Source organism: Xanthomonas campestris pv. campestris str. ATCC 33913, assembly GCF_000007145.1.
In the GTDB taxonomy this organism is placed as follows: Bacteria; Pseudomonadota; Gammaproteobacteria; order Xanthomonadales; family Xanthomonadaceae; genus Xanthomonas; species Xanthomonas campestris.
This window is the reverse complement of the sequence record NC_003902.1, coordinates 2,197,536-2,220,574: the sequence shown is the minus strand read 5'-3', so window position 1 is coordinate 2,220,574 and position 23,039 is coordinate 2,197,536. Positions and strand designations below refer to the sequence as shown.

At 64.9% G+C, this 23,039-nt stretch carries 15 protein-coding genes and 1 pseudogene; 11 read left to right on the top strand and 5 right to left on the bottom strand.

All coding sequences use genetic code 11. The annotated features are described in order from the left end of the window. Positions 1–57: 57 nt before the first annotated feature. From XCC_RS09860 to XCC_RS09840, 5 genes are all read right to left on the bottom strand, one after another. The gene (locus XCC_RS09860; protein ID WP_011037064.1) at positions 58–474 is read right to left on the bottom strand and encodes a SymE family type I addiction module toxin; all 417 of its coding nucleotides are present in this window, start codon (positions 472–474) and stop codon (positions 58–60) included. Beyond that, positions 471–761, bottom strand: coding sequence for a hypothetical protein (locus XCC_RS09855; protein ID WP_228442242.1), 291 nt, complete (start codon positions 759–761; stop codon positions 471–473). Before XCC_RS09855 ends, XCC_RS09860 begins: the two co-directional genes overlap by 4 nt. Before the next feature lie 483 nt (positions 762–1,244). Then, positions 1,245–2,048 (bottom strand): hypothetical protein, encoded by an 804-nt coding sequence (locus tag XCC_RS09850; protein ID WP_011037062.1) that lies wholly within the window; start codon positions 2,046–2,048, stop codon positions 1,245–1,247. Beyond that, positions 2,045–2,851, bottom strand: coding sequence for a hypothetical protein (locus tag XCC_RS09845; RefSeq protein ID WP_162866379.1), 807 nt, complete (start codon positions 2,849–2,851; stop codon positions 2,045–2,047). Before XCC_RS09845 ends, XCC_RS09850 begins: the two co-directional genes overlap by 4 nt. Before the next feature lie 244 nt (positions 2,852–3,095). Next, positions 3,096–6,197: a TonB-dependent receptor gene (locus XCC_RS09840; RefSeq protein ID WP_164923333.1), complete on the bottom strand. Its 3,102-nt coding sequence runs from the start codon at positions 6,195–6,197 to the stop codon at positions 3,096–3,098. Between the two features lie 865 nt (positions 6,198–7,062). On the opposite strand from XCC_RS09840, the gene XCC_RS09835 reads away from it, so the two are divergent. From XCC_RS09835 to XCC_RS09785, 11 genes and pseudogenes are all read left to right on the top strand, one after another. Next, the gene (locus XCC_RS09835) at positions 7,063–7,803 is read left to right on the top strand and encodes a flagellar motor protein (protein ID WP_011037059.1); all 741 of its coding nucleotides are present in this window, start codon (positions 7,063–7,065) and stop codon (positions 7,801–7,803) included. Between the two features lie 7 nt (positions 7,804–7,810). Beyond that, positions 7,811–8,785, top strand: coding sequence for a flagellar motor protein MotD (gene motD / locus XCC_RS09830; RefSeq protein ID WP_011037058.1), 975 nt, complete (start codon positions 7,811–7,813; stop codon positions 8,783–8,785). Position 8,786: 1 nt separating this feature from the next. Further along, positions 8,787–9,569 carry a ParA family protein gene (locus XCC_RS09825; protein ID WP_011037057.1) on the top strand — a complete coding sequence of 261 codons (783 nt, stop codon included), beginning with the start codon at positions 8,787–8,789 and terminating at the stop codon, positions 9,567–9,569. Then, a complete protein-coding gene (locus XCC_RS09820) occupies positions 9,566–10,801 on the top strand; it encodes a chemotaxis protein CheW (protein ID WP_011037056.1) in 1,236 nt (411 codons plus the stop codon). The genes XCC_RS09825 and XCC_RS09820 overlap by 4 nt, the downstream gene beginning before the upstream one ends. A gap of 97 nt (positions 10,802–10,898) precedes the next feature. After that, positions 10,899–11,207, top strand: coding sequence for an STAS domain-containing protein (locus tag XCC_RS09815; protein ID WP_011037055.1), 309 nt, complete (start codon positions 10,899–10,901; stop codon positions 11,205–11,207). Continuing rightward, a complete protein-coding gene (locus tag XCC_RS09810) occupies positions 11,204–11,569 on the top strand; it encodes a response regulator (RefSeq protein WP_002806565.1) in 366 nt (121 codons plus the stop codon). The genes XCC_RS09815 and XCC_RS09810 overlap by 4 nt, the downstream gene beginning before the upstream one ends. A gap of 33 nt (positions 11,570–11,602) precedes the next feature. Next, positions 11,603–13,606, top strand: a complete 2,004-nt coding sequence (locus tag XCC_RS09805; protein ID WP_011037054.1) for a chemotaxis protein CheA — start codon at positions 11,603–11,605, stop codon at positions 13,604–13,606. Positions 13,607–14,065: 459 nt separating this feature from the next. Then, complete coding sequence (locus tag XCC_RS09800) at positions 14,066–16,330, top strand: methyl-accepting chemotaxis protein (RefSeq protein WP_011037053.1); 2,265 nt, start codon at positions 14,066–14,068, stop codon at positions 16,328–16,330. Positions 16,331–16,566: 236 nt separating this feature from the next. After that, on the top strand, positions 16,567–17,100 hold the full coding sequence (locus tag XCC_RS09795; RefSeq protein ID WP_011037052.1) for a hypothetical protein: 534 nt from the start codon (positions 16,567–16,569) through the stop codon (positions 17,098–17,100). A gap of 733 nt (positions 17,101–17,833) precedes the next feature. Beyond that, positions 17,834–20,005: pseudogene (locus tag XCC_RS09790) on the top strand (methyl-accepting chemotaxis protein). 59 nt (positions 20,006–20,064) lie between these two features. Beyond that, a complete protein-coding gene (locus XCC_RS09785; protein WP_164923332.1) occupies positions 20,065–22,854 on the top strand; it encodes a methyl-accepting chemotaxis protein in 2,790 nt (929 codons plus the stop codon). The last annotated feature ends 185 nt before the right edge of the window (positions 22,855–23,039 follow it).

The following is a 23,039-nucleotide window of genomic DNA, read 5'->3' as shown; positions in this document are numbered from 1 at the left end:
CGACGCTAGTGGCATCCGGCACCGAGGTCAATCGCAAGGGGTCTGGCAGCCGCAGCATCATCGCCGCACGCTGCGCGCCTTGGCCGGCACCTCCACCAGCGGCAACACCTCCATCAACAACTGCCCCGCGCCGGCGGTGATGCGCAGCTTGGTGCCGATGGCAAAGCCCAAGTGTTCCAGCCATAGGCCGCTGAGACGGACGTGGGGCACGTGCTGGTCGCCGGCGTGGTCGTGGGCGCCGGGGTAATGGGTGTAGCTGACGGTGCATTGGCGCGGGCGGCGGGCGCGGCGGGGTGCGCGTAGCGTGCCGGGGCCTTGCGAGGAGGCGTCCGGGTCGGGTGGTAGCATCGGTGGCAGCTTGGTGCGGTCGGGTTCCACAACGACCCACTGCACCCGCTTGGGCGGCGCGGGGCGCGTACGCGTGCGGGTGGGCCGTGCGTTGGCAGATGCCTTGGGTGGGCGGCGGCGTGTCATGGCGCCTCCGGGTGATGGCGGATGATGGATGCGGCGAAATGCTGCTGCAACGCCACGGCCTTGCGTGCGAACCGGCGGCGCGAGGTGTGCGGCAATACACCGAGCTGGCGACTCAGCGAATGCGCGGCATCGTCGCTCGCCTGCTCAACAGCTGCGCGTGCGACGAGCCGGCGCAGCACCTCGCCAACATCCCACCGCAGGCGGTGAGCGGAAGCTGGCAACAGATCAACCGGCACAGATGCCGGCATGGATGGTGCGGTAGACATGGCAACGCCCTCCTGGAACAACCCAAGAACCGCCGCCAACGGCGACGGGATGTCGGGAGGTTCGAAACCGCTAGTAGCCGGCGGGCATATTCCCCTTGCGGGTGTTGTATTAGCCGCCCTCCCGACACAGGCATTGCGTCGGCTTGTACCTGCGGGATGCAGGCACAAAAAACCCACCGGTTTGACGGAGGTGGGTACCGCTACTAGAGGAGTTTCGACGCTCCTTGGGACTAGATTGCAAGTACACGGTCTGGCGTGTCAATACACGCTGGCGGGTCTCGCGCGGCTGTGTGCGCCGCTGGCGCAGTTACATAAGGGCCACGCAAGCCGAACGCCGTCGCCTGATAAGTGCACCTGACCCCATCACGGTTCTGCGGCCGTTGTCGTTTCACTACCAACATCGCTGCCGATCTATGCCGCTACGCGCGCAGGCACGGTCGCGATAGTTTGGCGACGGTCAGGCTGCCGTGGAACTGAACCTGGAACCGTTATTTCCCCCAGCTCTTATGTTATATCAAGCCAGCCTGGGCGACGGTAGAAACGCCCATGTTCAACAAGCTTATCGAGCCGAGTAATTCTATCGTGGCCGTTGTGCCGGGGCGCACGACGCTTGAACTCGGCCAACGCCTCCCGTGCTCCATCCAGGTCGTCCTGTCCAATGTGCCACTCAACAATGAACGTAATGAACGACGTATTGATAGGCTGGTATGCGTCCATATCCCGCAAGACCTCCCCAAACCGGCCTGTTTCGGTCCGGTAGGGGTTGAGGGCGTACTGCATATTCTGGGCCGTCAGTGCGGCTTGGAAGATCATTGCAGCTGGCTTTTTGCTGCGTACGATTGGGTAATACGGTCGGATGGCGTCTTTTTTATCGTTCTCTTCCTTGAGCGCCGCGTAGTCCATGCCTCGGTTGAAGCTTGATTGATTGAGCAGCCGTTTGTTGTAGGTCTCCAACATCTGTTCAAAAATGCTTTGGGCGTGAGCCTCCGACATGCCAACGGCCAACACCACCACGCGGTACTCTCCGCCCAGCCGCTCACGAACAAACCATTCCCAGGCTACGCCACCGTTCTTCTGCCACGCAAACGCCCCGCGACCATACCCGGCGTAAAACGGCACGCCCTCTGCGTCCACGTGCAGCCACGCGTAGTTCTTGTTGAAGTGAGGGCCGGCCATCCACTGCGTTTGCGAAATACACGCCTCTTGGGAGTAGGACGCAAGCAATGGGACATCCACGCTGATCTTGCTCACGCCAGACATCTTGGCCTGTGCGATCAACTCTTCCACGTCCACGAGCTTGAACGTCACTGATCGTTGCCCAGTTCGTACACCTTAAGGACGGTGCCCGTCTTGACATCAACCACCGCAATTTTTATCAAGCGCCCTTCAATGAAGTGCTGCTCGTTCTCGTAATGCGTCGGCAGATCAAAGGTCGGGTATTCCCGCTCGGTGTCCTGCGAAATGAGGGGCGGAACAACTTCGTACTGGTAGATTTCCGTAAGGCGCCCTTTATGCGCGCGCGCATCGTCAGGCTCCATAGGAAGAATGGCCGCAATCGTCTCTTTGCCCACATTCAAGCCAGGAACGTCAGACGCCGCATCGGTGAGCGCGTTGCGAGGCAGTGCAACCTGGTATGTGGTTCGCTCAACCTTGGGTACGCGCGCGGTCACACCATAGGCGTTGGTTCCCATGTACGAGCTTTCGCGGCGCTTCGTCTCTTTGCCGTAGATCGGTGCGTAGTAGCCACTGACACGATGCATCTGGATGTACAGATCCGTCCCCTCGTACTGGCGTTTCTCTGCGTTGTACTTCCACGAGTCAAACAATGGGTTGATCACCATGCTTCCCGCGCACAGTTGTCCCGTGGCGATGGCCGTTGGGAGTGCAGCGACAGCGCTTTTGACACGTGAGGCGTGATCCGCCGCAGTCTCAAACTCGTCCTTGGCCGGTATCGACTTCAAGGCGCTGTAGACCGCCACCGTGTCGTGACCTGCAAAATTGATCGGGAGGGTTGATCCCTCTTCCAATGTGCACGGAGTGGTGAGCGGCAACGGCGCTGCCGACAGACTGCCGCACCCCACAAGCGCGGCCATCGCGAACATCCTTTTCATGTTTTCCCCTGTATGTACTGTTCGACCTTGAAACGTGGATGATAAGCCGACCCTAGCCGGATCGCGCACCTATCGCCCGGTCGTGACCCCGCGCCCCGTTGCGGATACACACCAGGCGGCCAGGGAAGTATCCATTAGGGTGTAGAAATAACGATTCCAGGTTCACTTCCACTGCAACCCGGCCGTCGCCAAACCATCGCGCCCATACCGCCATGTGGCAGGCATGGGCGCGACCCACCAGGGCCTAGAACTTGTAGGTCAGCCCCAGGTACGCCAGCCGGCCTGCGTATCCGCCGGTATAGAAGCGGGCGCGGGTGTCGTCGCCAAGGTCCGAGCGGGACTCCTGCTTGGTCAGGTTCAGCACCGAGGCGGTGAGGCTGAGTGCCGGGGTGATGTTGTATGCCGCGTTCAGATCGATCTGGTAGTACGGCTCCTCGAAGACGTTCAACCCGTTGACCAGGCCTTGCACCAGCTCGCCGCGACGGTTGTACGAGGCGCGCAGCAGCAGGCTGTCGGCTTCGTAGAACACGGTGAGGTTGGTCTGGTTTCTGGCGCTGCCCGGCATGGAGGTCTTGCCGGCCTCGGTGCCGTCCTCCAGCCGCACCGCCGCCTTGCTGGCATCGTTGTAGGTGTAGTTGAACTGCACCCCGAGACCGAATGGCAGCGTGTGCTGCGCGTAGAGCTCCACACCCTGCGAGACCGCGTCCTGGCCGCCGGCCTGGGTGCTGTAGTTCTGCACCGTGACCGGTTGCCCGTCGACCATCATGTTGACGTCGCTGATCACGTCGACCGCGAAGTTCTCCACATTCTTGCGGAACAGTCCCAGACCGGCCACCGAACCCGGGTGGAAATACCATTCCAGCCCCAGGTCGAACTGGTTGGCCTTGTACGGCTCCAGGTTCTTGTTGCTGCCCGAGCCGTACCAGCCCTGCTCGCTAGCACCGCCGGTCAGGCGCCGGTCGGCCACGTACTCGGGGCTGTAGAACTCCAGGCTTCCAGGCGCGGCAATATCGTTGTAGCTGGGACGTGCGATCACCTTCGCGGCTGCCGCGCGCAGCAGCAGGTTCTCGGTCAGGTCGTAGGCCAGGTTGAAACTCGGCAACACGTCGGTGTAGTTGCGGTCCAGCCCGCTGATGACGAACGACTCGGTGCGTTGCACGCTGTCGGACAAACGCCAGTAGCCTTCGGTTCCGCAATAGGTGTCGGCCGGGGCGCCGCTGGGCATGGCGGCGCCCTGCTGGCAGGCCAGCGGATTGCCGTCGGCGGCGTCGAAAAAGTAGTCGTTGTAGGCGGTCACCTTGTCGGTGGAATCGGCACGCTGGCCGGTGCGCGCCACCCGCACGCCGACGTTGCCGCGCAGCCGCTCGGTGTGGAAGTTGAGTTGCAGGTAGCTGGAGTAGATCTCCTCGTCGACGTTGTAGACGAAATTGTCTTCGCTGCGGGTCTGCATCGCGCCGTAGGTTTGATTCAAGTAGCCGATGTAGCCCGGGAAGTTGATCGCCGGGAACGCGCTGGCGTTGACGCCACCGGCCAGGTTGTCCTGCGCGAACAGCAGGCCCGGCGAGAACTGCGTGGCGATGGCATTGCAGCGCCCGTTCCAGTAGCGGTTGTCGTAGTCGCTTGGGTCGGTGCCCGGGCACACCCAGTAGTTGTTGCCGGTACTGCGGTGGATGCCGCCGTCGCGACGTTTAATGCCGAACTGCAGCGAGTCGAAGACCTCGCCGTCGAAATGCCAGGTGGTATCGATCTGCGCGTACTGCTGCTGATTGGTGTTGCGGGTCCAGGACGAACCGGTCGAGCCCAGGTCGACCTGCAGGATGCCGTCGCGCAGGTTCTGCATCAGCTGCGGCGAGAACGTCATGGACGGCGTGCCGGTCAGGTCCCAGGCGCTGGCGAAGTTGCCGTTGGTCCAGCTGCCATCGGCGTTCTGCAGGCGCGGCTTGATCGGCAGGGAGAACTGCAGCTCCGGCCCGCCCTTGGCCCAGGTGCGGCCGACCTTGAACGCCACGTCCACCTGCTCGCCACGCCATTCGCCGCCCAGGTCCACCGTCTGCGACTGCGATTTCTCGATGTTGTAGCTGCCGGTGATCTGTGGCGTCGGCACGGTGCAGTCATCCGAGCCCCAGCCGCCCGGCGGCAGGCCGGCCGCGGCAGCCTGGGCCTCGCTGCAATAGTAGGTCTTGCCCGGACGCAGACTGTAGGCGGCGCCAGTGACAATCGTGCCGCTGGGATCGAACTGCAGCCCGTCAAGCAGGCGGCCGCCGCGCCAGTTGCCGTCGCCGTTATAGCGGGCAATGTTCCACTCGGGAATCTTGATGGTATTGGTCTGCGAGTCCTGCGACAGGTCGAAGCGGAAGTAGTTCGCGGTCAGCGTCAGGTCGTCGGTGGGCTTGAACTGCAAAGTCAGTTGCCCGCCCTTGCGCTCGCGCTCCTCGCGTTTGGCGTCCAGGCTGACCGCCGTCGGCATCATGAAACCGGTGGAGTAATTGCCGTCCTGGTTCCAGAAACCGGTACCGCCCCACCAGTTGGCGTTGAAGTCCGACGGATTTCCGTTCACGTCGACCGCCGGGCCACCTTCGTCGCGGCCGTACCACTGCCAGCTCTCGGTACTGGCATTGAGCGTGCGTGCGGTGCGCTTCTGCTGCGTGTAGCCAACGAAGACACCGAAGCGGTTGTCCTGGTCGTGCCAAGAGTACGAACCGGAGAACTGGCCGTCGGTCTTCTTGCTGGTATCCGACCAGGTGCCCTCGGCGGAGACGAAGCCGGAATTGGGTTCCAGTTCCAGCGGGCGCCGCGTCTGCAGGATCACCGTGCCGCCAATGCCGCCTTCGTCGATGCGTGCTTCCGGGGTCTTGTACAGCTCTGCGCTGCCGAGCAGGTTCGACGGCAGCAGCGTGTAGTTGAACGAGCGCGTCGGGTCGCCGTTGGACTCGGCGGTGGCAATGTAGTTGCCGTTCAATTCGGTCAGCACCAGCTCCGAGGACAGGCCGCGCACGCTGACGTTCTTGCCTTCGCCGCCGTCGCGGCTGATGACCACGCCGGGCACGCGCTGCAGCGCATCGGCCACGTTCTTGTCGGGGAACTTGCCCACGTCCTCGGCGGTGATCACATCGACCACGGCGTTGGCGTTGCGCTTTTGCTCCAGACTTTTTTCGATCGCGTAGCGGTAGCCGGTCACCGTCACCGCGTCCAGGTCCGTGGCCTGCACCTCGGCCTGGCCCGTGGGCGCCGGCGTGCCGTCGGCCTGCTGGGCGGAGACGCTGGTGGAGGCGGCGCTCGCGAACAAGGCGATGGCGATACCGGCGGACAGCGTGCTGTGGTTGCGTGCGAATGGCATGCAGTTCATTTCGATCGTGCTCTCCCAAAGATTGATCGGCCTCGGCGGCTTTGTATCCATCCAACGACCGGACAAGAACACCGCGCGAAGTCATGCAAAAATATCCGGCACCATTGCGGCGTCCGGTTTCCCTGCTGTTCTCTCCCCCTCTGCGCGGATGCGATTAGATCGTTCTAATGCAGTGGACGCCTAAGTAGCACAGCTCATGCGCCAGCGCATTCTGCCGCGCAGCAGGCCCGCGGCGTTGCAAGCGCCACGATGGCGGCCGGGCTCGCCAGGCGTGCACGCGGCACGGTAGAGCCTGCCTGCTGCAGCAACTTGATCGCGGCCCGCCAAACGCCCTCGCCCGCAACCAGGCGCAAGCGGCTCACCGAACCCCCTGCACTCTCTCCATCATTTGCAACCGAGCTCAGCTAGAAGCAGGATCGACATGCGCGTTGGCACACTCCAGCACATGGCAACCGCACGCCGCTTGGCTGCTATCGCCATCACAGGGATGTGCCGTGATGACGCGCCATAAGCAATGCCTGTCGCGCCGAGGATTCGATTCCCGGCCGCATGGCGCCCCTCACCGAAACCTACAATCGACAGTCCGCGCCTGGACGTACCCTCACCCCAACCCCTCTCCCGGCGGGAGATCGGCTTGAGTGCCGCGTCGGTCGTGTCTTCTATGTCCGCCTCGGTAACGCAAGGGCTGACCTGAGGCACCACTGAGTTCATCGAGACCTTTGACGACCGAGAGACCGGTCCCCCGCCGCGCTACCGCTCTCAGCGCAGTCGGCAATTGAAGACCATCCCCCAGAACGACAACTTTCTGGCGCACTGGACCGCGCGCATCTATCAAGTCCGCCCGGCCTGGGCCGATACCGCTTCCATGGACAGACTCAGCCTCATTGGACTGGTGCTTGCGATCGTGGCGATCGTAGGCGGCAGCGTGTTGAAAGGCGCCGGGATTTCGTCGCTGTGGTCGCCGGCTGCCTTCCTGATTGTGATCGTCGGTACCGTGGCGGCGATTTTGCTGCACACCTCCCCGGCAGTTTTCCGGCGCGCCTTCAAGATTGTGCGCTGGGTGATCCAGCCGCCGGCCAGCGACGGCCCGCAGCTGCTGGCGCGCATCGTCGAATGGAGCAACATCGCCCGTCGTCAGGGCCTGCTGGGCCTGGAAGACCAGCTCCCGCGCCAGGACGACGCGTTCCTGCGCAAAGGCCTGCAGATGCTGGTCGATGGCGTGGAGCCCGAATCCATGCGGCATATGCTCGAGATCGAAGTGGACAACCAGGAGCGCCAGGATCTTGCCGCCGCCAAGGTGTTCGAAGGCATGGGCATCTACGCGCCCACGCTGGGCATCATCGGCGCGGTGCTGGGCCTGATGGCGGTGATGAAGAACCTGGCCGACCCGTCCATGCTCGGCCACGGCATCGCTGCCGCGTTCACCGCCACCATCTACGGCATCGCCTCGGCCAACCTGCTGTTCCTGCCGGTGGCCGCCAAGCTCAAGAGCGTCATCCATTGCAGCACCAACGAGCGCGAAATGGCGATCGAAGGCTTGATCGCGATCGCCCAGGGCGAGAACCCGCGCAACATCGAGTCGAAATTGGCAGGCTACTTGCATTAGCCCCCCCATGGCCCGCCGTCGCAAACATCACGAAGAACATGGCAACCACGAAGCGTGGGCGATTCCGTATGCCGATCTGATGACGCTGCTGCTGGCGTTCTTCGTGGTCATGTACGCCATCTCCTCGCTCAACGAAGGCAAGTACAAGGTGATGGCGCAGGCGCTGACCACCGCCTTCGGTGGCTCGTCCAAGGCTGCAAGCCCCGTGCAGCTGGGCAACACCCAGAGCCTGGGCGCCGACTACGACCGCCCTTCGGTGATCAAGGCCGGCGCGCCGATGGCCGCCTCCAACGGGCCTACCGACCCCACCATCCTGCCGTCGATGGCCGCGCAGATGCGCATGCCGGTGTCGCTGCGCAATCAGGCGCAGCTGGCGCGCGCGCAGCGGCAGATGGATGCGGTGGCGCAGCAGTTGAACAAGACCCTGTCGCCGCTGATCGACAAGCAACTCATCACCATCCGCCGCCGCGATCTGTGGATCGAGGTGGAGATCAACAGCGACATCCTGTTCGTCACCGGCTCTGCGCTGCTGGCCGGGAGCGCGCGCGGCACCCTGTCCACCCTGGCGGCAGTGTTGCGCGATGCACCCAACGGCGTGCGCGTGGAGGGCTATACCGACAACCAGCCCATCGCCACCGCGCAGTTCCCCTCCAACTGGGAACTGTCGGCCGCGCGTGCCGCCAGCGTGGTGCACCTGTTCGCCGATGAAGGCGTCGCCCCGCAACGATTGGCGATGGTTGGCTATGGAGAATTCCGCGCACGTGCCGATAACAGCACCGAGGCGGGACGGAATGCGAACCGGCGTGTGGTGTTGATCATCCTCGCTGACTCGGCTGGCTCACTCGCACCCGATCCGCCATCGCAGATCCATGCGACCGCCGCCGGGGCGCCGAAGCTTCCCAAGTCTGACGGCGGCCAAACGGCCGTCACCACCGAAAGCGGCACAAGTTCCGTCCCCGCCGTAATTGAAGGAGTGCACTGAGATGCGTATCTGGGCAATCGCCAACCAAAAGGGCGGCGTGGGCAAGACCACCACGACGCTGGCACTGGGTCGCGGCCTGGCCGCGCTCGGGCACCGGGTGCTGTTGATCGACCTCGATCCGCACTCGTCACTCACCCGCGCGTTCGGCGTGGCCGTGGACCCGCCGCCGCGCGGCGTGCTGGACCTGTTCGGCACCCCGCCGAGCGACCTGGCCAGCCTGGCGCACGAAAGCGCCATCCCCGGCCTGTCCTACGTGTGCGCACAGGCTGCCCTGGCCACGCTGGAGCGCCGCAGCGCCAACCAGCCTGGCCTGGGCCTGGCCCTGCAGAACGCCATGGCCCGGCATGCCGGCCAGCACGACTACATCCTGCTCGACTGCCCGCCCACGCTGGGCCTGTTGATGATCAACGCGCTGGCCGCCTGCGACCGCGTGGTGGTGCCGACCCAGGCCGAACCGCTCGCCTTGCACGGCCTGGCCAGCATGGTGCGCACCGCCGACATGGTGCAGCGCTCGCGCCGCCGCGACTTGCCGGTGTCGATCCTGCCCACCCTGTTCGACCGCCGCACCCGCGCCGGCAACGAAACGCTGAAAGAAATGCAGACCACCTACGGCCCGGTGGTGTGGGAAGACGCGGTGCCGATGGATACACGCATCTGCAACGCCGCCGCCCTCACCGTGCCGGCCACCACCATCGATTACCAGGGCCGCGGCTTGTCCGCGTATCGCCGCGCGCTGGAATGGGTGCTGGCCGATGACGCGATGCGGATGGAGCAAGCGGCATGAGCAACCACACCGCCAATGGTGAGCTGGACGATTATCTGGAAGGCCTGCTGCACGATGCCGGCGTCGAGATCGACGTGGCCACGGTCACCGCCGTCGCCAGCGCAGCGCCAGTGGCTGCCGAGGCAGACCTCGCGCAGGCCGATGACCTGGCACTGGCGGAACCGCCCGTGCAGGCCACTGCAGCACCGCAGGTGAGCGCCCCGGTGCTCAGCGCCGAAGCGATCGCCGCCGATTTTCTCGCCGAAATGGACGCCGACCCGGCGTTCGGCCCGCCAGTGATTGCCGCGCCGAGCGCCGACGACATCGCGGCGGATTTCCTGGCCGAGATGGATGCCGACCCGGCCTTCGCGCCGCGCGTGGTGGCACCCAGTGCCGCCGACATCGCCGCCGATTTCCTGGCCGAAATGGATGCCGACCCCGCCTTCGGCCCGCCGGTGGTGGCTGCACCGAGCGCCGCAGATATCGCGGCGGATTTCCTCGCCGAGATGGATGCGGACCCCGCCTTTGCCACGGCCGCGCCCAGCCCATTCATGAGCACTGCAGATCTGATGGCCGAGATGGATGCCGACCCGGCATTCGCCAGCGCAGAACCCAGCGCGGACATGATCGCCGCCGACCTGCTGGCAGAACTGGATTCGGACCCGGCTTTCGGGCTGGACGCCGCGCCGGTGGCCGTCCCCGTCCCCGCACCTGCACGTCCGGCACCGGCACCCGCGCGTGCTGCGCCGGCACCGGTCTACCCGCAGGGCCTGCAGGCACTGCTGGCACCGGGCCAGGCCGAACATATCCACGCCGAGCGCCGTGCCAGCGAGCGCAGTACGCGCTGGCTGCGTCTGCGCTGCGGCGAACAAACCTATGCGCTGGAACTGCTCAAGGTGCAGGAAGTGGTATTGCCGGTGCCGCTGCTGCCGCTGCGCGGTACGCCCAGCGCCATGCTCGGCATCATGAACCTGCGTGGCCAGGTGGTGCCGGTGATCGACCTGGGCATACACCTGGGCTCATCGCCGGTGGACATGGACCTGCACACCCGCGTGGTGGTGCTGGAAGAGAACGGCGAAACCATGGGCCTGCGCGTGTCGGCGGTGGAAGACGTCACCAGCCTCACCGATCACCAGATCGAGCCGCCGGACAACGCCCGCCTGTGCCGCATTTCCAACAACCTGTTCCGTGGCGTGGCGCGCCTGGGCCATCACCCGATGATCCTGCTCGACGCCACCCACCTGCTGCATTAATGCGCGCATGGTGCCGCGCACCAATGCGCCGATTCAACGTTAAAGCTTTCCCGCCCGCCGCCGTTAGTACGCATAGAACCATCCGTTCGGAGCAACAATGAGCACAGTGATATTGGGTGAGGATCTCGGCATCGAGACCAGCGCCGACCTCAAGCAAAAACTGGCTGCAGTCCTGACGCAGGACGGCGAGCTGGTGCTTGACGCCGGCGAAGTCCGGCGCATCCACACCGCAAGCGTGCAGCTGCTCTGCGCTTTCGTGCAGGCCCGCCGCAGTGCGGGGCTGCAGACCGAATTCGATGGCTGCAACGACACTTTTAGAGATGCGGCCCGTCTGCTCGGCGTCACTGACGCGCTCGGACTTTCCGCATCCAATGACAACCTGAAATCTGTGGAGAACGCCGCATGAGCGCACGTATCTTGGTGGTGGACGATTCGGCGTCGATGCGCCAGATGGTCTCTTTCGCCCTCACCTCTGCCGGCTTTGCCGTCGAAGAAGCCGAAGACGGCGCCGTGGCGCTGGGCCGCGCGAAGGGCCAGCGCTTCAATGCGGTGGTGACCGACGTGAACATGCCCAACATGGACGGCATCTCGCTGATCCGCGAACTGCGCCAGCTGCCGGACTACAAGTTCACGCCCATGCTGATGCTGACCACCGAGTCGGCAGCCGACAAGAAATCCGAAGGCAAGGCGGCCGGCGCGACCGGTTGGCTGGTCAAGCCGTTCAATCCCGAACAGCTGATTGCCACCGTCCAGAAAGTCCTGGGTTAACCCTTCCTCGTTTCACGATCGGATTTCACGCCCATGAGCATGGACCTGCAACGTTTCCACGCCACCTTTTTCGAGGAAAGCCGTGAAGGGCTCGACGCGATGGAGGCCGGGCTGCTGTCCCTGGAAGAGGGAAACCGCGACCCGGAAATCATCAACTCGGTGTTCCGCGCCGCGCACTCCATCAAGGGCGGTGCGGCCACCTTCGGCTTTGAAGCCGTCGCCGGCCTGACCCACGTGCTGGAAACGCTGCTGGACGAGCTGCGCTCCAACAAGCGCCAACTCGAACCCAATGCGGTCGACGCCATGCTCGGCTCGGTCGACGTGCTGCGCGCCCTGTTGCGCGAAGCCGAACACGGCACCCCGGCCGACCCGGCAGCGGTCAAGGCCGTGCACACCCGCTTGAACGCGGTGCTCGCCGGCGAAGCGCCGGCCGCCGTGGTCGTCGCCAAGCCGAAGGAAGAAGAACCCGAAGCCTGGCACATCGGCTTCACCCCGGCGCCGTCGCTGTTCATGAGCGGCAACGACCCGCTGCGCATCATCCGCGAGCTGGAGCATCTTGGCCCGCTGCAGATCGCCGCGCGTCTGGAGCGCATGCCGGGCTTTGAGAACATCGACCCGCTGGAAGCCTACCTGGCCTGGGATCTGGGCCTGATCGGCAAGATTCCGCGCAGCAAGATCGAAGACACCTTTGCCTGGGTCGTGGACGACTGCGAGCTGGACATCCGCCCGATGGCGGTGCCCGGCCCGCCGCCGAGCCTGGCGGTGGAAGCGGCTGGCACTGCTGCCGTCGCGGTTGCGACAACCGCCGCTGCAGAACCTGCTGCCGCCGCTGCCGCCACGCCTGCCAAGGCCGCCGCTGCCGAAGCCGAAAGCTCCATCCGCGTCAGCGTCGACAAGGTCGATGCGCTGATCAACCTGGTCGGCGAACTGGTGATCACGCAGGCCATGCTCAAGCAGGTCTCCACCGGCCTGGACCCGGCGCATGCCGAACAGTTGTTTGCCGGCCTGGATCTGCTCGAACGCAATACCCGCGATCTGCAGGAAGCAGTCATTGGCGTGCGCATGCTCCCGGTGGACGCGGTGTTCCGCCGCTTCCCGCGTCTGGTGCGCGACCTCTCCAGCCGCCTCGGCAAGCAGGTGCGTCTGCGCACGATTGGCGAAAGCACGGAACTGGACAAGGGCCTGATCGAAAAGATTGCCGATCCGTTGGTGCACCTGGTGCGCAACTCGATCGACCATGGTCTGGAAATGCCCGATGCGCGCCGCGCCTCCGGCAAGGACGAAACCGGCACCATCACCCTGGCGGCATCGCACCAGGGCGGTCACATCGTGATCGAAGTCAGCGACGACGGCCGTGGCCTCAATCGCGCCAAGATCCTGGAAAAAGCGGCCGAACGCGGCATTGCCGTGCCGGACAACCCGACTGATTCGCAGGTGTGGGATCTGATCTTCGCACCGGGCTTCTCCACCGCCGATGCCGTCACCGACCTCTCCGGTCGTGGCGTGGGCATGGACGTGGTCCGCCGCAACATCCAGGGCCTGGGTGGCGAAGTGCAGCTGGAAAGCAACGCCGGCAGCGGGACCCGCGTGCTGATCCGTCTGCCGCTGACCCTGGCCATCCTGGACGGCATGACCGTGTCGGTTGCCGGCGAAACCCTGATCCTGCCGCTGTCCTACGTGCTCGAAGCGCTGCAGCCGGCGCCGGAAGATGTTCGCTCGATGGCCGGTGACGGCCGGGTGCTGCGGGTCCGGGGCGAGTATCTGCCGATCCTGTCGCTCACCAATTACTACGGTTTCGGCGGACAACAGTCCTCCAAGGAATCGCTGGTGGTGGTGGTCGAAGGCGACGGCCAGAAGATCGCGCTGGAAGTGGACGAACTGCTCGGCCAGCAGCAGGTGGTGGTCAAGAACATCGAGAACAACTACCGGCGGATTCCGGGCGTCTCCGGCGCCACCATCCTCGGCGATGGTCGCGTCTCGCTGATCGTGGACATCGGTGGCCTGGTGCGCTCGCTGAAGGTGCCGCAAGCCGCGTAATGCAGTCGCCGCGGCGTGGATGCCGCGGCAGTAAGGCTCCACCACGCCATCGCTGCACGATGTGCGCCGGAGCGATCGCTGGCAGTCTGGGGACTGCCGGCATCCGTAACACCCGTTCGGCCCACGACGACCGACGGTAGATCCTGGCCCTTTGTCCGGATCGTCTGTGTAGCGCCGCTTCCAAAGCGGCCAATACGCTCAAGCCCCGGCAGCGATGTCGGGGCTTTTGTTTGCGCGTGTGCGCTCTTATCGACACTCACGCGTAAGCATCGCGGTCTCCATCAGGGCAGGTCACGCATCGCAGCCAGCATGAGTGCGCGATGCATCGCTCGGCAACGCTTGCCTTGCCGAAGTGAAACCATGAACGCAAGCATGCTGCACTGCAGCAAGACGCTTCAGAATTTCAGCTGGCGAACGCTACCGGTGTATCTCTTTTCACCCTTCCCTTAGAGAAACACCATGAAATTTCTGCATTCCATGACCGTCGGGCGACGCCTGGCGTCGGCATTCGCGTTGCTGATCGTCTTACTTGCCGGCTCCACCACCCTGGCGCTGTACGAGTTCAAGACTGTCAAACACCAGGTCGCGATCATCGTCGAAGTCAATAACCGCAAGGCGGCGCTGCTCAACCAAATGCGCGAGAGCAACATGCTCGGCGAGCGTTATCTGCGCGACTTTATGCTGGCAAGCCCGCAACAGCTGCCGGCCGTCGATGCGCAGCTCAAGGCCAATCGCGCACATTACGCGCAGCTGTGGGCGGCGTTGAAACAACTACCAACCAACAGCGACGGCATGCGCGCACGGCAGGCCATCGAATACAGCCTCACCGCTGCACGCGCCACCAACGGCCGCCTGCTCGACCTGGTGCGCGCTGGCGACCTGGAGGGTGCAAAGCGGCTGCTCAGCGGCCAGGCGCAGCCATTGCTTGAGCGTCGCTCCAAGGCGATTGCCGCCGCGGTGGAATTGCAGAACCAGCAGAATGCCGCCGGTGCCGACACCATTTTGAGCAGCGTTGCGCTGGCAAACCGTGCATTGATCGCCTTCGGCCTGCTCGCGGCCGGCCTGGCCGCCGCGTTGGCGTGGCTGATTTCGCGCAGCCTGGTGCGTCCGCTCAAGCAGGCCACGCAGGTGGCCGAGGCCATCGCGCACGGCAAGCTGGATAACCCGATCGGCCCGCAACCGGGCGACGAACCTGGCCAATTGTTGACCAGCATGCGCGGCATGCAGGATCAGCTCAAGGCGGTAGCAGCCGCGCAGCAGGACATGGCGCGCCGGCACGACGCCGGCCAGATCAGCTTCCGCATGGATCAGGCGGCGTTTCCCGGCGAGTACGGCAGCATGGTGCGCGATACCAATGCACTGGTCGCTTCGCATATCGAAGTCAAGATGAAACTGGCGCAGATCATGTCGCGCTATGCCATCGGCGACATGAGCCAGGACATGGACCGCCTGCCCGGCGAGAAGGCCGTGCTCAGCGACACCATGGATGCGGTCAAGCGCAACCTCTCGGCGATGAACAGCCAGATCCAGCTGCTCGCGCAGGCGGCCGCCAATGGCGACTTCAGCGTACGCGGCGACACGCAGCGGTTTCAGCATGATTTTCTGGCGATGGTGGAAAGCCTCAACCAGTTGATGGCCACTGCCGATGGCAACCTCGGTGCGTTGTCCAAGGTGCTGCAAGCCATTGCCGCCGGCGATCTGACAGAGCGCATGCACGGCCAGTTCCACGGCGTGTTCGCGCAGATGCGCGACAACGCCAATGCCACCACCGAACAGTTGTCCGCCATCGTCGGGCGTATCCAGCTGGCTACCAGCGCGATCGACACCGCTGCCGGCGAAATCGCTGCCGGCAATAACGACCTGTCGCAGCGCACCGAGCAGCAAGCGGCCAATCTGGAAGAAACCGCCGCCTCGATGGAAGAACTCACTTCCACGGTGAAGCAGAACGCCGAGCACGCCAGCCAGGCCAATCAGCTCGCCATCGGCGCCGCGGCCGTGGCCTCGCAAGGTGGCGAAGTCGTCGCCAAGGTGGTCACCACCATGGCCGACATCCAGGGCTCTTCGAAGAAGATTGCCGAGATCATCAGCGTCATCGACGGCATTGCGTTCCAGACCAATATCCTGGCCTTGAATGCGGCCGTGGAAGCGGCGCGTGCCGGCGATCAGGGCCGCGGCTTTGCGGTGGTGGCCAGCGAGGTGCGCACCCTGGCCCAGCGCTCGGCCGGCGCGGCGAAGGAGATCAAGGAGTTGATCGACGATTCGGTGAGCAAGGTGGCCGAAGGCTCGGTGCTGGTGGACCAGGCCGGTACCACCATGGCCGAGATCGTCGCCAGCGTGCAGCGTGTGACCGACATCATGGGCGAGATCTCCGCCGCCTCGCAGGAGCAGTCGTCCGGCATCGAGCAGGTCAACCTCACCGTCACCCAGATGGACGAAGCCACCCAGCAAAACGCCGCTTTGGTCGAAGAAGCCACTGCGGCTGCGCGTTCGATGGAAGAACAGGCCGGCCAGTTGTCCGATGCGGTGTCGATCTTCAAGCTGCAGCAGCAGAGTGCACCGGTGGCGGTTGCCAGCCTGCCCACGGCCACGCGTGTTGCCGGCAAGGCGCCGGCCAGCAAGCAGGCTGCGAGCACAAAGCCCGCATCTGCCAAGCCGCGTGCTGCCGCACGTCCGGTGGCCGCCGTAACGGCTGCCGCTGGGGACTCAAGCTGGCACGAGTTCTAAGCGGTAACCGCGCAACTGCCTGGCCGTCGCCAGGACGGGAGTGTCAGCGCAGCTCAAAACGCCCCGATCCTGTCGGGGCGTTTTGCTATGTGGCGGCCACCGGACGATGGTCCGCGCCCCGGCAGCCGGTATTCCTCGACCCCGCCGTTGGTCGAAAGGTGATCAAGCACACCCTCCTGCGGCCGATACATACCGCAATGAGGGCTGTCTGGCCCGCACCACGTCGAGAAGCCCGCATGCACACCACCAAGTCCATTCGTTCTGCGCACCACCTGTTGGGCTGCGCGCTCGGCGTGGCCATGCTGGCGGCCTGCGTGTCGTTGCCGCCGTCACTGGCAACGCCGGCGGCGCCGGCATCGGTGTTGCTGGACAACGTCCCGGTGGGCGCGCTGCAGTCGCTGGCGATCGACCTGGTGCAACTGCGCAACACGCAGCGTGCACAGCTCGCAGCCGCGCACGACCCAGCCCGCATCGACGCCTACGACGAACGCCTGGGCAATCTGCGTCAACGCATCGCGCGCCACGCAGGCTACGTCCAGGCCACCGTGCCGCAAGGCGAACAGGCGCAGCAGTTCGCGCGTGTGCAGCAGCAACTGGGCCAGTACCTGGCGCAACACCGGCAAGCCAATCGCGCCCTGCACGATGGCGATCTGCATGCTGCCCAGGCGTTGTCGCTGGGCTATGCCGGCGACACGCGGCACCTGCTGTGGACCGAACTGCAGAGCCTGCAGCAGTCGGTCGCCAGCGTGAGCAGCACGCCGCGCCGTTGAGGTCGCGGCAAGGCCGCGGCGCGTCGCGCGCGGCCCTGCCATCGCAATGCATGCAATGCTCATTGCCGATCCACGCCAGCGTTTGCTCGAAGCACGTGCGCGGTTGCGCAGCGTAACCAGCGATGGATTCACGGTGTTGCCGACCACACGGCAGGACTTGCGATCAACAAAAGCGCAGGCGGCGCCACCTTTAGCCCTGCCGATCGTCCTCGCCTCGTAGATCAGACGCGTAGGTCAGAGATGTCGCGCGCCACTGGCAGCGACTGCTTGCCAAGTGGGTAACGCGTGACTTCGCTGAGAAATCCAGCAGCCGTGCAGCAGCCGCACGAAGACGTCAGTGCGTCACGAGACGGCTGCTCCGAGATTAGTGTCTGCAGTAGCCAGCCCTGGCATGCGTGCACCGGTCGTCCAGCGCCTGATGACGCGAACGCGCGCCGGGTTCAGTGCGTTGCGTTGCCCACTCATCACATTCCCCGCGGCAGCACGCAGGTCACCCAGCGATGCCAACGCGACGCCCAGTGTGTTGCACACCTCCCAGGGCCGAGGCCGCCACGGCGCCGACGTTCAGTGCGCTGCGTGCAATCGATTGGTGCACCGCCGGCCGTTTGGCACCCCGCAGCCGCTGAATGCGTAATGCGCTAGCACATTGAGTGTCAAGTCGCGCTCAACATTTCTGCGATCTGGTCGCTATTCGACTTAAGCCTGTCACACATTCCCTAGTTGGATACCCGTCATGACGTTCAAGACCACGATTGCAAAAACGCTGGCCAACGTACCGCTCAAGCGCAAGTTCCTCGCCCAGACGGCGCTGGTGGCGCTGGGCATCATTGCGTTGGCGGTGATCGCCGCGCGCATGCAATACGTGGATCTCACCGACACCCGTCGCGATGGCCTCAAGAGCCAGATCGAGATGGCCATGGCGGTGGTCAACGGCTACCAGGAACGCGCCGAAAAGGGCGAGATGGACGTGGACACCGCCAAGAGCCGCGCACTGGCGACGCTCTCCACCATGCGCGCGCGCGGCGGCGTGGATTACATCTACGTCACCGACCAGGCGCCGGTGATGCTGATGCACCCCACCCGCCCCGACCTCAACGGCAAGCCGCTGAACGATGTGCTGAGCCCGGACGGCAAGCGCATCTTCCCGGCCTTCGTCACTGCCGCGCAGGCCGGCGGCGGGTATGTCGACTACACCTGGGCCAAGCCCGGTGAAAAGGACCCGGTGTAGAAGACCTCTTACGCGTCGCTCTACAAGCCGTGGGGCTGGGTGATCGGCACCGGCGTGTACCTGGACGACACCCAGTCGCAGGCGCTGGTATTCACCGGCATCGTGGCTTTCGCCGGCGGTGTGCTGGTCCTGGTCAACCTGCTGGTGGGCTGGCTGATCGGCAACTCGATCCTGGAGCCGGTGGCGCGCGCATTGGCCGCGATCAAGGGCGTGGCACGCGGCGATTTGAGCGTGCGCACCGCCGAGCACGGCAACGACGAAATCGGCCAGATGCTCAAGGCCACCGACGACATGGTGCACACGCTGGAGCGCTTCTCCGCGCAGACCAAGGTGATGATGCACAAGCATGCCGGCGAAGACATCAGCCACCGCATGCCGACCGATTTTCCGGGCGTATACGGCGAACTGGCCGGTGGCATCAACACCATGATCTTCGAACACCTGGATGCCATCGTCGCTGCGGTTGGCATCCTCAACGAATACGCACAGGGCGATTTGTCGCGCGATGCCACGCGCCTGCCCGGCACCCGCGCGGTGCTGCACGAAGCCATGGACGCGGCCAAGGCCAGCCTGTTGGCGATCAACACCGAGATCAAGCGCCTGGCGCAGGCCGCGGCCAATGGCGACTTCAGCCAGCGTGGCGATGCAACCCGCTTCAAGCACGACTCCGCGCGCATGATCAACGACCTCAACGCGATGATGGACGTCAGCGACCGCAACCTGGGCAAGCTGTCCGAGCTGCTGGCCGCACTGGCCGAAGGCGACCTCACCGCGCGCATGGAAGGCGATTTCCACGGCGTGTTCGCACGCATGCGTGACGATGCCAATACCACCGCATTGCAGTTGTCAGGCATCGTGGGGCGTATCCAGCAGGCTGCACAGTCGATCACCGGCTCGGCCAGCGAGATCGCCGCCGGCAACAACGATCTGTCGCAGCGCACCGAACAGCAGGCCGCCAACCTGGAAGAAACCGCTGCCTCGATGGAGGAACTCACCTCCACCGTCAAGCAGAACGCCGAAAGCGCCCGCCAGGCCAACCAGCTGGCCATCGGCGCGGCCGGTGTCGCCTCGCAGGGCGGCCATGTCGTGAGCCAGGTGGTGGACACCATGTCCGGCATCCAGACCTCGTCGAAGAAGATCGCCGAGATCATCAGCGTCATCGACGGTATCGCGTTCCAGACCAACATCCTGGCCTTGAACGCGGCGGTGGAAGCGGCGCGCGCCGGCGAACAGGGCCGTGGGTTTGCGGTCGTCGCCTCGGAAGTGCGCACGCTTGCCCAGCGCTCGGCTGGTGCAGCGAAAGAGATCAAGCACCTCATCGACGATTCGGTGGGCAAGGTCACCCAGGGCGCGGCACTGGTCGACCAAGCCGGCAAGACCATGGCCGACATCGTGTCTTCGGTGCAGCGCGTGACCGACATCATGGGCGAGATCTCCGCCGCCTCGCAGGAACAGTCCGCCGGCATCGAGCAGGTCAACCTCACCATCACCCAGATGGATGAGAGCACCCAGCAGAACGCGGCGCTGGTGGAAGAAGCCACCGCTGCGGCCAATGCGATGCAGCAGCAGGCGCAGCAGCTGGACGATGCGGTGTCTTCGTTCCGCGTCACCGCCACCGTGCCGTCGCTGCGCGCACGCGCCGCACAGCACACCGACGCCCTGCTGGCCAGTTATTGAGTGACGTGTCACGCCCGCCGGCACGGCGGGCTTTTCTCCCCACCATGCAGATCGGCCCAATGACCTCTACGCTCTCTTCCCCACGTCGCGGCGCCAGCCTGGCCTATCGTCTGATGCTGGGGACGGCGGTGGTGGCACTGCTGTGTTTCGGCCTGACTGCCGCCATCACCTACTGGCAAAGCAGCAGCGCGTTGACGGCCTCGGCGCAGGCCACCATGCAGAACGCGGCACGCTATCAGGCCGAGCAGATCGGCAGCGAGCTGGGGCAGGCCCTGACCACCGGCAAGTCCGTGGCCACCACGTTGCTGGTGCAGCGCGCCAACAACAGCATCGACCGCGACACCGCCGCGGCGGTGGTGCACGACCAGCTGCAGGACCATCCCGAGTGGGTCGGCATGGGCACCTTGTGGGAAGCGCAGGCCTTCGACGCGAAAGACAGCGCCTTCGTCAGCGCCAAGGGCCACGACGCCAGCGGCCGCTTCATGACCTACTGGGGACGCGACGGCCAGTCACTGGTGCGCGAACCGCTCACCGATTACGACACCCCGGGCCTGGGCGACTGGAACCTCAAGCCGCGCGAACTTGGCCGCCAGACCGTGGCCGAACCGTACAACTACCAGATCGGCGGCAAGACCGTGCTGATGACCACCTTGTCCACGCCGATCCAGCAAGACGGCACGTTCCTGGGCGTGGTCACCGTGGACATCGCGCTGGCTGCCTTGCAGCAGCGGCTGGGTGCGCTACGCCCGATGGACAGCGGCTATGTCGAGCTACTGTCGCCGGGCGGCATTGTGCTGGCCTCGCGCGACACCGCGCGGATTGGCAAGACCTTTGCCGACGCGCGTCATCGCGCCGTGCTCGATGCCATCAAGGCCGGCAAGGACGCGGTCGATTTCGTGCCTGATGAGAACGGCGCGGTGAGCGCCTATGTACCGCTGCAGATCGGCCAGGCGCAGGAACGCTTCGCACTGGGCGTGGTGGTGCCGTACGCCACGATCATGCAGCAGGCGCATCGCCTGCTGTGGACGATTCTGCTGGTGGGCCTGGGCTCGGCACTGGTGCTCAGCATCGCGTTGTTTGCGCTGCTGCGCCGCCAGGTGGTGCGCCCGCTCGATGCCGCCGCACGCGTGGCCGATGCCATTGCCTCGGGCAAGCTGGACAACCAGATCGCCGTTCGGCGCCAGGACGAAGTGGGCCGCCTGCTGAGCGCCATGCAGCGCATGCAGAGTGATCTGCGCCAGCGCATCGAACGCGACACCCAGATCGCCAACGAGAACCTGCGCATCCGTACCGCGCTGGAGCACTCGGAGATGGAAGTGCTGCTGGCCGACGAACACCACACCGCGGTATTCATCACCGAGGCGCTGCACACCTCCTTAAAACACGGCGAAGCCGCCTTCCACGCCAAGGGCCAGACCGGCTTCAGCGCCGATGCGGTGGTCGGCCAGCCGTTGGAGTACGTGTTCGGCAGCGATGCCGACAGCAAGGCGCGCACGCAGCGCCTGCAGCAACTCACTGCCACCGTCTCCGAGCGCTACACCTTCGGCCCGGTGACGCTGGACCTCACCATGACCCCGCTGTATGCCGGCGATGGCCGCCGCAGCGGCAGCATGCTGCTGTGGCGCAATGTCAGCGCCGAGGTAAGCGTGCAAAACGAAGTGGCCGCCCTGGTGCAGTCGGCGTTGCTGGGCGACTTCACTCAGCGGTTGGCGCTGCAGGACAAGCACGGCTTCTATCTGGAATTCGGCCGCCAGCTCAACGACCTGGTGGACACCACTGCGCAAGGGCTGGAACGCATCTCGCGCCTGCTCAGCGCGCTGGCCGAGGGCGACCTCACCGTGCGCATGGATGGCGACTTCCAGGGCGTGTTTGCGCGCATGCGCGACGACGCCAATGCCACCGTGGCCCAGCTCACCGGCATCGTTTCCGGCATCCAGACTTCGGCCACGCAGATCAATGCGGCTGCCAGCGAAATCGCGGCTGGCAATAACGACCTGTCGCAGCGCACCGAACAACAGGCGGCCAACCTGGAAGAAACCGCCGCATCGATGGAGGAGCTCACCTCCACCGTCAAGCAGAACGCCGAAAGCGCGCGCCAGGCCAACCAGCTCGCAATCGGCGCGGCCAGCGTCGCCTCGCATGGCGGCGAGGTGGTGGCGCAAGTGGTCACCACCATGTCCGGCATCGAAGTGTCTTCGAAGAAGATCGCCGAGATCATCAGCGTCATCGACGGCATCGCGTTTCAAACCAATATCCTGGCGCTGAACGCAGCGGTAGAAGCCGCGCGTGCGGGCGAACAGGGCCGCGGGTTTGCCGTGGTCGCCTCGGAAGTGCGTACCCTCGCCCAGCGCTCGGCCGGTGCAGCCAAAGAGATCAAGCACCTGATCGACGATTCGGTGAGCAAGGTGGCGCAGGGCTCCTCGCTGGTGCACCAGGCCGGCACCACCATGGCCGAGATCGTGGCCAGCGTGCAGCGCGTCACCGACATCATGGGTGAGATTTCCGCCGCCTCGCAAGAACAGTCTGCGGGGATCGAGCAGGTCAACCTCACCGTCACCCAGATGGACGAGGCTACCCAGCAAAACGCCGCCCTGGTGGAAGAAGCCACTGCCGCCGCCCGTGCGATGGAAGAACAGGCCGGCCAGCTCAGCGATGCGGTGGCCGTGTTCAAACTGGGCACTACCGCGACGACGACTGCGCCTGTTTCTTTGCCGCGTCGCGCAGCGGTCTCTCCGGCAACGGCGGCGCGCGCATCGGCATCCGTCAAGCACGCACGCACACCCGCAGCAGAGCCGGCCAAAGCGTCAGCCGCATGCCAAAGCAACAAGGAACAGTGGCAGAACTTCTGACTGGCTGGCCGTTCGCTTCGGCCAGCAGCAGCGGACATCTCGATTGCCGGCAAGGCCAAGCCTCCCCTGCTCCTCCAAGCGGCGAACGACAACATCGCAACGACTCACCGTCCCTGGCCCTGGAAAGACCATCTGCTGCGATGCAGCGTTCAGGCACCGCGCGTAAAGAATCCAGGGCACGGGCC